The following is a 12,871-nucleotide window of genomic DNA, read 5'->3' as shown; positions in this document are numbered from 1 at the left end:
TTCATGTCTTCTACCGGAGAACTATCATGTTCCGCCGTCTCGTTTTACTGGCTGTGGCCGTGCTGCTCAGTGCCTGCGCCGGCAACCAGGTCAATCATGACTTCGATGCCAGCCGCGACTTCGCCGCCTATCGCAGCTGGAGCTGGAAAGAACCCGCCCTGCAATATCGGCCCGATGATCCACGGATCAAGAGCGACCTGACTGAACAACGCATCCGCCAATCGGTGACCGATCAGCTGGATCAGCGTGGCCTGCGTCCGGCCGCCGCTGGCAAAAAGGGCGATTTGAGTGTGCAAACTTATCTGATCGTCGAACAGCGCCAGCAACAAGTGACCACCAACTACGGCGGCGGTTGGGGTGGCCCATGGAATGGCTACTGGGGTGGGCCGATGTACAACGAAACCCGTAACGTCAGTTACAAAGTGGCGATCATCCAAATCGACCTGCTGGATGGCAAGGACGGCAAGCTGGTGTGGCGCGGCAGTGACGAGCAGATCCTCAGCCGTACGCCGAATCCGTCGGATCGCAGTACTGCGATACGTGAGACGGTTGGGCGGATATTGGCTAATTATCCACCGCACTAACACAGAGTCGGTTCCCACATGGTCTGTGTCGTACACAAAACTTGTGGCCAGGTACGATTCAATGTGGGAGCGGGCTTGCCCGCGAAGGCGGCCTGACAGCCGGCTATTTTCTCAGGCAATCGGCCGCCAATGTCCTACCATATGTTCTAAGTCGCCTGCGCCCACCAACCGCAGATCCCCACTGGACCCCGCCGCGCTGGCCATTAATGTCACTTCACTGGGTAATCGCACCGGTTTTCTGAACTGCACCGTAATTTCGACATTCGCTGCCGGCAGGTGATCGGCGAGCGCCGCAAGGGTTCGGGCCTTGTTCCACAATCCATGGGCGATGGCGGTAGGAAAACCGAAGAGTTTGGCGCTGACGGCACTCAGGTGAATCGGGTTGTAGTCGCCGGACACTTTGGCGTACTGCCGTCCAATGTCCGAGGGCGCTTTCCAGTGGGCCACTTGCGACATCTCCAACGTCGATGCCAACACTTCCTCGATGGGCTGGCCTTCGAGTTTGACCCCGCGGCACAACATCTGGCTTTCCGCTTCCCACAGCGGCCCCAATTGATCGTCAAGCGTCGTCACCAGATCGAACGTCGCGCCCTTTTCATGTGGCTGAAGGTTTTGTACCTGCACGCTGACCCGCACGCGATTTACGCCGCCCATTGGACGCAAGAGGCGAATGCGGTTGCTCAGGTGAATCAACCCCAGCAGCGGGAACGGAAATTCCTTGGCCGTCAGCAGTTGCATCTGCAAGGCGAACGCGAGGATGTGTGGATACGTCGGCGGCAGCAGGCCGTTTTCGGCAAAACCGCAGACCTTGCGATAGTCCGCCAGGCGCTTCGCATCGACATTGATCCAGCAGCGCAAACCCGAATCGGGCAGGGTGGTGCCGGTGATTTTGCGTCGCGTTGCTGCCCGCACGTACAGTCCCGACAGGCTCGGTTCGCGGTTGAGTGTGTGCCAATCGATGATCATGCCTAAGCCCCCAAAACACTTTGTCCGCACACTCGCAGCGCTTGCCCGGTAAACGCGCCGGTGCCCGGTTGTGCCAGCCACGCCACCGCTTCGGCGACGTCTTGCGGCAGGCCGCCCTGGCCCAGCGAACTCAAGCGCCGCCCGGCTTCACGCACGCCGAACGGAAGGTGCGCGGTCATTTGGGTTTCGATGAAACCGGGTGCGACTGCGTTGATGCTGATGCCGCGCTCATTCAGCAACGGCGCCCAGGCCTGGGCCAGACCGATCAACCCGGCCTTGCTCGCTGCGTAATTGGTTTGCCCGCGATTGCCGGCGATGCCGCTGATGGACGCCAGCAGGATCACCCGACCGTTGTCGTGCAGGGTGCCGCTGTCGAGCAGTGCCTTGGTCAGCACTTGCGGCGCATTGAGGTTGACCGCCAGTACCGCGTCCCAGAATTCCGGAGTCATGTTGGCCAGGGTTTTATCCCGCGTGATGCCGGCGTTGTGCACCACGATGTCGATGCCGTCGGGCAATTGTTCGATCAACTGCGCTGCGGCGTCTTCGGCGCAAATATCCAGGGTGATGCTGCGCCCGCCGAGGCGTGCGGCGAGGGCTTCGAGGTCGGTTTTGGCCGGTGGGACGTCGAGCAGGATCACTTCGGCCCCGTCACGGGCGAGCGTTTCGGCGATGGAGGCGCCGATGCCGCGTGCCGCGCCGGTGACCAGCGCCTTGCGGCCGGACAGTGGGCGAGTCCAGTCTGTCACCTGCGTGTCGCAAGCGTTCAAGCGAATCACTTGCCCGGAAACGAACGCACTTTTGGGCGAGAGGAAAAACCTCAGCGGGCCTTCCAGTTGATCCTCCGCACCTTCGCCGACATAAATCAGCTGCAAGGTGCCGCCGTCGCGCAGTTCTTTGGCCAGCGATCGGCTGAAACCTTCCACCGCGCGCTGGGCGCTGGCGGCGAACGGATCGCTCAAGGTCTGCGGCGCGCGCCCCAGAATCACCAGGTGCGCGCTGTGGTCGAGGTTTTTGATCAACGGCTGGAAGAACTCGCGCAGCTGTTTGAGTTGATCGGTCTGCACCAGGTCACTGGCGTCGAACACCACGGCTTTGAGTTTGGGGCCGTGGCCGGGAATCCACGCGGTGGCCAGTGAGGGCTCGGTGCCGTAGCTGTAAATCGCGTCGGTCAGGCGGTTGGCGAAGGTGCCGATTTTCTCCGTCAACGGGCCACCGCCTAACAACAGCGCCCCCTCGACAGGCCGCAGCCGGCCAGCTTGCCAGCGCTCCAGCCGAACCGGCGACGGCAGACCCAGGGCCCCGACCAAACGATGGCCGATGGACGAATTGGCGAAGTCGATATAACGGTCAGACATGTAACGCACTCCAGCAGCTGGGGTTCAAAGTGTGGACCATGAATGGCAATCAGTCGTTCGATCCACGAGATTAGGCCTACGCTTGTGGGTTATGGCCTTCACAGAATAGGAAGCTTTTCATGACTCAGCTGCGCCGCGTTGCGATTATTGGTGGTAACCGTATCCCCTTCGCCCGTTCCAACGGGCCGTACACCACCGCCAGTAATCAGGCGATGCTCACCGCCGCGCTCGAAGGTCTGATCGAACGCTACAACCTGCACGGTTTGCGCCTGGGCGAAGTAGCGGCGGGGGCGGTGGCCAAGCACTCCCGGGATATGAGCCTGACCCGCGAATGTGTGCTCGGCTCGCGGCTGTCGCCAACCACCCCGGCCTACGACATCCAGCAAGCCTGCGGCACTGGGCTGGAGGCGACGTTGTTGGTGGCGAACAAAATCGCCCTGGGTCAGATCGAATGTGGCATTGCCGGTGGCGTCGACACAGCCTCAGACGTGCCGATCGGTGTTAACGAAAGCCTGCGCAAGATCCTCCTGCAGGCCAACCGCGCCCGAAGCACCGCCGACAAACTGAAAACCTTCCTGCAACTGCGTCCCCGCCATTTGATGCCCGACTTTCCAAGCATCAGCGAGTCGCGCACCGGTCTGTCCATGGGCGAGCACTGCGAGTTGATGGCCCAGACCTGGAACATTCCGCGCGCCGAACAGGACCAACTGACCTTGGAAAGTCACCAGAAAATGGCCGCGTCCTACACCGAAGGCTGGCACAACGATTTGATGACGCCGTTCCTCGGCCTGACCCGTGACAACAACCTGCGCCCGGACCTGACCCTGGAAAAACTCGCTTCACTCAAACCGGCGTTCGAAAAAAGCGCCAAAGGCACTTTGACGGCGGGCAACTCGACGCCACTCACCGATGGCGCGTCGCTGGTGCTGCTGGGCAGTGAAGAATGGGCCAAGGAGCGTGGCCTGCCGATCCTCGCGTATTTGCGCGATGGCGAGACGGCGGCGGTGGATTTCGTCAACGGTGCCGAAGGGCTGTTGATGGCGCCGGTGTACGCGGTGCCGCGTTTGCTGGCGCGCAATGGCCTGACGCTGCAGGACTTCGATTACTACGAAATCCACGAGGCCTTCGCCGCGCAGGTACTCTGCACGCTGAAGGCTTGGGAAGATCCGGACTATTGCAAAACCCGTCTCGGCCTCGATGCGCCGCTGGGTTCCATCGACCGCAGCCGCCTCAACGTCAAAGGCAGTTCACTGGCGGCCGGGCATCCGTTTGCCGCTACCGGCGGGCGCATCGTCGCGAGTCTGGCGAAGTTGCTGGATGCAGCGGGGCAGGGCCGAGGGTTGATCTCGATGTGCGCCGCCGGCGGCCAAGGCGTTACGGCGATTATTGAGCGCTGAGGATCGCAGGCCATGCATAACAGGCACGAATACATTTGTAAGAATTGGTGGCTTAGCCTAACGTCGGCTTCATCAGCCGTCTTGCGACATAAGGCCAATCAATGGCGACCAACGGACAACTTTCCCTCGAACGGACGATTCCGACGCTGACGGCACTGCCGCGTCCGCTTTATGCCCGTGCGGAAAGCCTCAACGCCGGTTCATGGACGCCGCCTCATCGACACGATTGGGTGCAGTTTTCCTACGCGATCAGCGGCGTTCTCGGCGTGCACACCGCCGAGGGCAGTTTCTTTGCGCCGCCGCAGTGGGGGATCTGGATTCCGGCGGATCTCGAACACCAGGTGGTGACCTCAATGCGCGCCGAAATGCGCAGCCTCTATGTACGCCGCGAGGATTGTGAGTGGGCAGACGGGCGGTGCCGGGTGCTGGAAGTGACGCCTTTGGCCCGGGAGCTGATCAAGCGTTTTTGTTCGCTGCCGGTTGATTATCCACAGGGCGACAGCCAGGAATCGCGGCTGGTCGGCGTGTTGCTGGATCAGTTGGCGCATCTGCCGGAAGTCGGCTTCTCGCTTCCGTTGCCGCGCCATGAACGGTTGCTGGGGTTGTGCAACGAGCTGATCGAAAGTCCTGAGCGGAACGTGACGTTGCAGGAGTGGGCCGAGCGGTTGGGCACCTCGGAGAAAACCTTGATGCGGCTCTTTCAGCGTGAAACCGGGTTGAGCTTTCGAGGGTGGCGCCAGCGGATGCGATTGCTGTCGTCGTTGAGTTTGCTGGAGGAGGGGGACAGCGTGACCAATGCCGCGCTGTCTTGCGGGTATGACTCGACTTCGGCGTTTATTGCGGCGTTCAAAAGCTTGTTCGGGTTTACCCCGGGGGAGTTGTTTCGGCAGTGATGATCGTTCCCACGCGCAGCAAAGGAATGTCTCAAGGGACGCTCCGCGTTCCAGCTTTCGAATGGGACGCGGAGCGTCCCGGGCTGCATTCCTTTGCTGCGCGTGGGAACGATCAACATCTCAAGTCCTGAACCGCCGAACCAACCCATCCAACTCATTCGACAACCCCGCCAGACTCTGCGAATCCAGCCGCGCCGAGTTCGCCAGTTCCGCCACCAACTGCGCATCACCGTGAATCTGGCTGATGTGCCGATTGATGTCTTCAGCCACCTGATGCTGTTCTTCCGCCGCAGTAGCGATCTGGGTGTTCATGTCGCGGATCACGTCGACCGACTCCCGAATCAGCCCGAAGCTGCTGCGTGCTTCACCGATCCGCGTCACCGATTGCTGGGACACTTCCAGGCTGGCGTGCATTTGCTGAGTCACCTGACTGGTACGCTTGGCGAGGTTGCCCAGCAAGCCGTCGATTTCCGCCGTGGAATCGGCGGTGCGTTTGGCCAGTGCCCGAACTTCATCGGCGACCACTGCAAAACCACGACCCTGTTCACCGGCCCGTGCTGCTTCGATGGCCGCGTTCAGCGCCAGCAGGTTGGTCTGTTCGGCAATCGAGCGAATGGTCCCGAGGATTGACTGAATGTCGTTGCTATCGCGCTCAAGCTGTTGCATCGACTGGGCCGACTGTTCGATTTCCTGGCTCAAGCGATCGACGCTGGTCACTGCCGCATCAATCTGCTGCTGACCTTCACGCGCCTGGCGCTGGCCGCTGTCGGCGGATTCCGCAGCCTGGCTGCAAGAGCGCGCGACTTCGTTGGCGGTGGCGACCATTTCGTGGAATGCCGTGGAGACCATGTCCACCGCTTCACGCTGACGCCCGGCCGCTTCGGCCATGTCGCTGGAGACCTGGGTCGAACTCTTGGAGGTGGCGAGGATCTTGTTCGCGGCGCCGCCAATGCTCTGAATCAGGTTGCGAATCGCCGCCAAAAACTGGTTGAACCAGTTGGCCAGTTGAGCGGTTTCGTCGCTGCCACGGATTTGCAGGTTCTTGGTCAGGTCGCCTTCACCTTGGGCGATGCCTTCCAGACCGCTGGCCACGCTGCGAATCGGCCGCACGATGAGGCTGGCGAAACTGGCGCCGACGATGGCGAAGAACACGGCCAGCACGGCGGCGATGATCGCGATCAACCAGGTCAGTTGAGTGGCCGAACTCATCACGTCGGTTTGCTTGATCAGGCCGATAAAGGTCCAGCCCAGTTGCTCCGACGGCCAGACGTTGGCCATGTAGCGTTCGCCGTTCAACTCGACTTCCACCAGCCCTTTGCCGGCCTTGGCCAGTTGCGCGTAGCCGTCGCCGAGGCTGCTCAGCGCTTTAAAGTTGTGTTCCGGTTGCTTCGGATCGACCAGCACGGTGCCGGTGTTTTCCAACAGCATCAGGTAGCCGGTTTCACCGAGCTTGATCTGTTTGACGATTTCGGTGAGTTGCTTGAGCGTCACGTCGATGCTGACCACGCCGCCATGGGTGCCCAGCTTGTTATCGATGGTGCGCACGGTACTGACGTAAGTCGAGTCATCCTGGGCCCAGTAGTAGGCCTCAGTGCGGAACGGCTTGCCCGGTTTGGCCTGGGCTGCCTTGTACCACGGGCGCTGGCGCGGGTCGTAATTGCTCAGCTTCGCATCGTCCGGCCAGGACACATATCCGCCCGCCGCGGTGCCGAGGATGGCATAGGCGTACGACGGGTGACTGTTACCCAGGTCCTGAAGGAGGCCGAAGACCTTTTTATCCATCTCGCCTTGGGGAATGCTCTCGGCGTTGGCGCTCATGTAGGTCTTGAGGCTGTCGTCGGAATTCTTGATCAGCGGTTGGGTCGCCAGGTAATCCACGTTCTGGCTGATGCCGTCAAAGAACAGTTGCATGGCGTTGCTGACCTGACGAATTTCGCGACCACTGCCGTCGACGAAATTGTCCTTGGCATCACTGCGCAAGTTCATCACAACGAGGGTAGCGACCAGCACCACCGGCAAGCAGGCGATGATTGCAAACGCCCAGGTCAACTTCTGTTTGATGTTCATCCGCACTCCAGATTTTTCTTGTAGGCCCACGCAGTGCAGATGACTCGCGGATTATTGGCAGAACGATTGTCGGACAAATCACTTTGTCATTGATGACTTCGGCTGATGGAGGCGGAAATTGAGGTCTATTAAGAAAAATCCTACGAAGGGTATGAATCGAGGTGTCAACTTCTGTCGCAAATACCCTCCAAGCCCTACAGCAACACGTGACGCTGGCTCAGCTATGATCTGGGGCGGCTGATACGAGGCTCGGGTTTGCCTGATTAATCCGGCACAGTGTGTGCTTCTTGATGTCGATGGAAACGTTCATAGGTCGGCAACCCCTCCCCCGAATGAGTGGATTGCCGTATAACGAATGACTTTCGCGTGTTTGGTAATAAAGGACCCCCAATAAAAGCTGATGAAGACTCCAAAACGCATTGAACCCCTGATCGAGGACGGTCTGGTCGACGAGGTGCTGCGCCCACTCATGAGTGGTAAAGAAGCAGCTGTTTATGTGGTGCGCTGCGGTAACGAGCTACGTTGCGCGAAGGTCTACAAGGAGGCGAATAAACGCAGTTTCCGTCAGGCGGCCGAGTATCAGGAAGGCCGCAAGGTGCGCAACAGCCGTCAGGCTCGGGCGATGGCCAAGGGCTCCAAGTTTGGTAAGAAAGAAACCGAAGACGCCTGGCAGAATGCCGAAGTGGCGGCGTTGTTCCGTCTGGCCGGTGCTGGCGTTCGAGTCCCTCAGCCTTACGACTTCCTTGAAGGCGTGCTGCTGATGGAACTGGTGGCGGACGAGTACGGCGATGCCGCGCCGCGTTTGAACGACGTGGTGCTGGAACCAGATCAGGCGCGCGAATATCACGCGTTCCTGATTTCGCAGATCGTGCTGATGTTGTGCACCGGTCTGGTGCACGGTGACTTGTCGGAGTTCAACGTACTGCTGACCCCGACCGGCCCGGTGATCATCGACCTGCCGCAAGCGGTGGACGCGGCGGGCAACAACCACGCGTTCAGCATGCTGGAGCGGGATGTTGGCAACATGGCGTCCTACTTCGGGCGGTTTGCGCCGGAGTTGAAAAAGACCAAGTACGCCAAGGAAATGTGGGCGTTGTACGAAGCCGGCACCTTGCACCCGGCCAGCGTTTTGACCGGCGAGTTCGACGAGCCGGAAGAGTTGGCCGACGTTGGCGGGATCATGCGCGAGATCGAGGCGGCACGCCTGGATGAAGAGCGTAAGCAAGCGGTGCGTGCGGCAGATGACGCGCCACCGGGCAAAACCGAAGAGCCGCCTCCGCCTTGGATGCAGTGATTGGTTGATGACAAACCCGGCTTCGGCCGGGTTTTTTGTCGAACGCGTAACCCTTGTAGGAGCTGCCGAAGGCTGCGATCTTTTGATCTTTCTTTTGATTTTCAGAGTGGCAGCCTAAGTCGAAGATCAAAAGATCGCAGCCTTCGGCAGCTCCTACAGGACTGAATGTGAACACCACCCGCAACGCCCAACTCATCATCACCGCCCGTCTGATCTCGGACTTCGGCGCCTTCCTCAACATGGTCGCCCTGGCCACCTACGTCTACCTGCTCAGCAACAGCGCCATGAGCGTTGGAATCTTCCTCGCCAGCCGTGTGGGTGGAGGGATTTTCGCCAGCCTGATCGGCACCGCTTTCTATCGCCGCTGGGTCGGGCGCACGCCGCTGATTGCCTTCGACCTGCTTCGCGCCGGGTTGCTGGGCCTGCTACTGGTGCTGCCGGTCGCCCAGCAAGTTCTGCTTTTACCGTTAATTGCGTTCGGTCTGGGATTCGGTAACTCGATGTTCGCCATCGGTCTCAACAGCCAGTTGCCACACTTGATCGAAAACGAACACCTGCTCAAGACCAACGCCTGGATCGCTTCGGCATCGTCGGCAGCCATGGTCGGTGGAAGTCTGGTGTCGGGGCTTTTAGTGGCGGCATTCGGCTTTGAAACGGTGTTTGCATTGAACGTCGTCACTTATCTGCTGGCCGCGCTGTTCATCTTGCCGCTGCACTTTTCAAAACCTGCGCCCAACGCCGAATCCACCCACGAACGTGGCGAATGGTCGGCCCTGCTCCAGGGCCTGCGCAGTGCACCGGTGGTGGCGGCGATGCTCGCGGTGGCCATGGCCGACACCCTTGGCAGTGCCGCGCACAACGTGGGTTTTCCGATCATTTCCAAACTGCTGACACCCGAGTCGGCCAGCACCACGCTGGGCCTGGTGCTGGCGGTCTGGGCCAGCGGAAAACTCATCGGCGCGCGCATCGCCAGCCGGCTGAAAGGCTCGGAAAACGTGAACCTGGAGCGACGTTTTTTCTTGGGTGTGTTGCTGATGTCCTGCGGCTTTATCCTGATGTTTCAGCAGCAGACCCTTTACGGGCTGCTGCTGTTCTCGCTACCGGCGGGGCTCGGCGACGGTTTCTCGGAAGTCGGCCTGATGTCGCGTCTGCAGCGTGAACCGGACAGCCTGCGCCTGCCGATCTTCAGCTTCCTGACCCTGCTGCAAATGACCGGGTTCGGCGTCGGCATGCTGATCGCCGCGCCGTTCTATTCGTGGTGGACGCCGGGTGCCGTGGTGCTGTTGTTCCACGGGATTCCCCTCACCACTTTGTTGGTTGTGAAGGGGCTGGCCATCAGGGGTGAACGGGTTGGGCGCAACAGCCCGACTCCAGGTTCTTGAGGATCGGGCAGTCGGGACGGTGATCACCGTGGCAGTGTTCGACCAGGTCCTGCAGGGTGTCGCGCAGTTGGCCGAGTTCGCGGATTTTCTGGTTCAGCTCTTCGATGTGCTGACGGGCCAGGGCCTTCACGTCGGCGCTGGCTCTTTGGCGGTCCTGCCAGAGGGTCAGCAGTTTGCCGACTTCTTCCAGTGAGAACCCCAGGTCCCGGGAACGCTTGATGAACGCCAGGGTATGCAGGTCGTCGTCGCCGTATACCCGGTAACCGCTGTCGGTACGATGGGCGGCCTTGAGCAAGCCGATGGATTCGTAATAACGAATCATCTTCGCGCTCAGGCCGCTCTGGTGGGCCGCTTGGCCGATGTTCATTGAGTGTCCTCCAGATCCTTGGGTTTCCAGGTTTTCAACAGTAACGCATTGCTCACCACGCTGACGCTCGATAACGCCATGGCCGCACCGGCCAGCACCGGGTTGAGAAAGCCGAACGCTGCCAGCGGAATGCCGATCAGGTTGTAGACGAAAGCCCAGAACAGGTTCTGACGAATCTTCGCGTAGGTCTTGCGACTGATCTCCAGCGCCGCCGGCACCAACCGTGGGTCGCCGCGCATCAGGGTGATCCCGGCCGCGTGCATCGCAACGTCGGTGCCACCGCCCATGGCGATGCCGATGTCTGCGGCGGCCAAGGCCGGTGCGTCGTTGATGCCATCGCCGACCATCGCTACCACGCCGGTTTTCTTAAGCGTGGCAACGGTGGCAGCTTTGTCGGCGGGCAGCACTTCGGCGTGGACATCCTTGATGCCCAGCGCCTCGGCAACTACGTTGGCACTGCCGCGATTGTCGCCAGTCAGCAAGTGGCTGCTGATGTTCCGTGCGCTGAGTTGTTGCACGGCTTGCAGCGCGCCGGGTTTGAGTGTGTCACCGAAAGCGAAGAGGCCCAGCACCCGAGGTTTGGGACTTTGCTCGATCAGCCAGGACAGGGTCCGGCCTTCGGTTTCCCACGCGGTGGCGGAGTCCGCTTCACCTGCGCTCAAGCCGCTCTCTTCCAACAGACGACGATTGCCCAGCGCCAATCGACGACCGTCGAGCGTGCCCGCGATGCCAAGGCCGGTCAGGGACTGGCTGTCGGTAACATCGACCACGGTCATACCGCGTTCGGCGCAAGCGTCCAGAACCGCCTTGGCCAGCGGATGTTCACTGCCGCGTTGCAGGGCGCCGGCCATTTGCAGCAGGGCAGCTTCGTCACTGTCGGTGGCGCTCAAATGTGCAATGCGTGGGGCACCCGAAGTCAGCGTGCCAGTCTTGTCGAACACCACCGCGCTGACTTCATGCGCGCGCTCCAGCGCTTCGGCGTCCTTGATCAGAATCCCGTAGCGCGCCGCCACCCCGGTCCCGGCCATGATTGCCGTTGGTGTGGCCAACCCCAGGGCGCACGGGCATGCGATTACCAATACCGCCACGGCATTGATCAGCGCCGTTTCCATCGGTGCGCCGTACAACCACCAACCGATCAAGGTTGCCAACGCAATCAGCAGAACCGTAGGGACAAACACCTGACTGACTTTATCCACCAGTTTCTGGATCGGCGCTTTTGCAGCCTGAGCGTCTTCCACCAGACGGATGATCCGCGCCAGCACGGTTTCCGCGCCCAAGGCCAGGGTGCGAACGAGCAACCGGCCTTCGCCATTGATCGCGCCGCCGGTGACCTTGTCGCCGGGTTGTTTGGGCACCGGCAGGCTTTCGCCGCTGATCAGCGCTTCGTCGGCGTGGCTCTGGCCTTCGACCACTTCGCCGTCCACCGGGAAGCGTTCACCGGGTTTGACCATCACCCGATCATTGAGGCGCAAGGCGCTGATGGCGACGTCCTGCTCGCGACCATCGACAACCTGAATCGCCCGTTCCGGGCGCAAGGCTTCGAGGGCGCGAATCGCACTGGCGGTCTGGCGTTTGGCGCGGCTTTCCAGGTACTTGCCCAGCAGCACCAAGGCAATCACCACCGCCGAGGCTTCGAAATACAGGTGCGGCATGCGCCCGGCGGCGGTGGTCCATTCATAGAGACTCAAGCCATAACCGGCGCTGGTGCCCAACGCGACCAGCAAATCCATGTTGCCGGCACCGGCGCGTACGGCTTTCCAGGCGGCCACATAAAACCGCGCACCGAAGATGAATTGCACCGGCGTGGCCAACGCGAATTGCACCCAGGCCGGAAGCATCCAATGCACGCCGAACGGTTGCAGCAGCATTGGCAGCACCAGTGGCGAGGCAAGGGCGATCGCCATGATCAAGGCCCAGCGCTCGCGGTGCAGGCGCTGTTGCTGATGGTCGGTTTGCGGGTGTTCAATTTCCCAGACACTGGCGCTGTAGCCAGCCTTGGTCACGGCAGCGATCAAGGTTTGCGCATCGATCTGGCCGAGCAGTTCAAGGTGAGCGCGTTCGTTGGCCAGATTGACGCTGGCGCTCTTGACCCCCGGCACCTTGGCCAGCGCTCGTTCGACCCGGCCGACGCAGGAGGCGCAGGTCATGCCGTCGATGCTCAATTCCAGGCTCTGCTGCGGCACGCTGTAACCGGCCTGCTGAACCGCATTCATCAACGCCGGCAAGCTGTCACTGGGCGCTTGAACCCGAGCCTGTTCGGTGGCCAGGTTGACGCTGACGGCAGAGGCGCCGATGACTTTGCTCAAGGCACGCTCGACACGCCCGGCGCAACTGGCGCAGGTCATGCCGGCAATCGGCAGATCGAAAGTGGTGGATTCGGACATCGGTCACGCTCCCTGTAGAAGATGCCTACAGGATCAACCTTGCCATGCTGGCAAGGTCAAGCGCAAAGATCGGGTGGTCAGTTGATCGTTCCCACGCTCTGCGTGGGAATGCAGCCCGGGACGCTCCGCGTCCCAACAAAAGCGGACGCGGAGCGTCCGGTGAGGCATTCCCACGCAGA

General features: G+C 61.0%; 10 protein-coding genes and 1 pseudogene. 5 read left to right on the top strand and 6 right to left on the bottom strand.

Going from position 1 to position 12,871, the window contains the following annotated elements:
- Positions 1-26 precede the first annotated feature (26 nt).
- Positions 27-584, top strand: coding sequence for a DUF4136 domain-containing protein (locus ACYZT5_RS21020; RefSeq protein ID WP_462047230.1), 558 nt, complete (start codon positions 27-29; stop codon positions 582-584).
- 111 nt (positions 585-695) lie between these two features.
- Here ACYZT5_RS21020 and ACYZT5_RS21015 read toward each other — a convergent pair whose 3' ends face one another.
- Both ACYZT5_RS21015 and ACYZT5_RS21010 read right to left on the bottom strand, forming a co-directional pair.
- Positions 696-1,550, bottom strand: coding sequence for a MaoC family dehydratase (locus ACYZT5_RS21015; protein WP_462047229.1), 855 nt, complete (start codon positions 1,548-1,550; stop codon positions 696-698).
- A gap of 2 nt (positions 1,551-1,552) precedes the next feature.
- A complete protein-coding gene (locus tag ACYZT5_RS21010; protein WP_462047228.1) occupies positions 1,553-2,905 on the bottom strand; it encodes a 3-oxoacyl-ACP reductase in 1,353 nt (450 codons plus the stop codon).
- Between the two features lie 119 nt (positions 2,906-3,024).
- Here ACYZT5_RS21010 and ACYZT5_RS21005 point away from each other — a divergent pair, with 119 nt between their 5' ends.
- Complete coding sequence (locus tag ACYZT5_RS21005) at positions 3,025-4,302, top strand: acetyl-CoA C-acetyltransferase (protein WP_462047227.1); 1,278 nt, start codon at positions 3,025-3,027, stop codon at positions 4,300-4,302.
- A gap of 101 nt (positions 4,303-4,403) precedes the next feature.
- Positions 4,404-5,195, top strand: coding sequence for an AraC family transcriptional regulator (locus ACYZT5_RS21000; RefSeq protein ID WP_462047226.1), 792 nt, complete (start codon positions 4,404-4,406; stop codon positions 5,193-5,195).
- A gap of 120 nt (positions 5,196-5,315) precedes the next feature.
- On the opposite strand, the gene ACYZT5_RS20995 is transcribed toward ACYZT5_RS21000, so the two are convergent.
- Positions 5,316-6,020 (bottom strand): methyl-accepting chemotaxis protein, encoded by a 705-nt coding sequence (locus ACYZT5_RS20995; protein ID WP_415760826.1) that lies wholly within the window; start codon positions 6,018-6,020, stop codon positions 5,316-5,318.
- A gap of 201 nt (positions 6,021-6,221) precedes the next feature.
- A pseudogene (locus ACYZT5_RS20990) lies at positions 6,222-7,106 on the bottom strand (cache domain-containing protein); the annotation flags it as partial.
- A gap of 556 nt (positions 7,107-7,662) precedes the next feature.
- Between ACYZT5_RS20990 and ACYZT5_RS20985 the strand changes: the two are divergent.
- Together ACYZT5_RS20985 and ACYZT5_RS20980 are read left to right on the top strand one after the other, a co-directional pair.
- Positions 7,663-8,556, top strand: coding sequence for a PA4780 family RIO1-like protein kinase (locus tag ACYZT5_RS20985; RefSeq protein WP_462047225.1), 894 nt, complete (start codon positions 7,663-7,665; stop codon positions 8,554-8,556).
- Between the two features lie 167 nt (positions 8,557-8,723).
- A complete protein-coding gene (locus tag ACYZT5_RS20980; protein ID WP_462047224.1) occupies positions 8,724-9,938 on the top strand; it encodes an MFS transporter in 1,215 nt (404 codons plus the stop codon).
- On the opposite strand, the gene cueR is transcribed toward ACYZT5_RS20980, so the two are convergent.
- Together cueR and ACYZT5_RS20970 are read right to left on the bottom strand one after the other, a co-directional pair.
- Complete coding sequence (cueR, locus tag ACYZT5_RS20975; RefSeq protein WP_462047223.1) at positions 9,892-10,305, bottom strand: Cu(I)-responsive transcriptional regulator; 414 nt, start codon at positions 10,303-10,305, stop codon at positions 9,892-9,894. The two genes, ACYZT5_RS20980 and cueR, sit on opposite strands and share 47 nt — an antisense overlap.
- The gene (locus ACYZT5_RS20970; protein ID WP_462047222.1) at positions 10,302-12,692 is read right to left on the bottom strand and encodes a heavy metal translocating P-type ATPase; all 2,391 of its coding nucleotides are present in this window, start codon (positions 12,690-12,692) and stop codon (positions 10,302-10,304) included. Before ACYZT5_RS20970 ends, cueR begins: the two co-directional genes overlap by 4 nt.
- Positions 12,693-12,871: the final 179 nt, after the last annotated feature.

The sequence above is a fragment of the Pseudomonas sp. LB3P14 genome (genome assembly GCF_054898045.1).
Note: the sequence above shows the minus strand (reverse complement) of the source record. Positions and strands in the feature narration are given on the sequence as shown.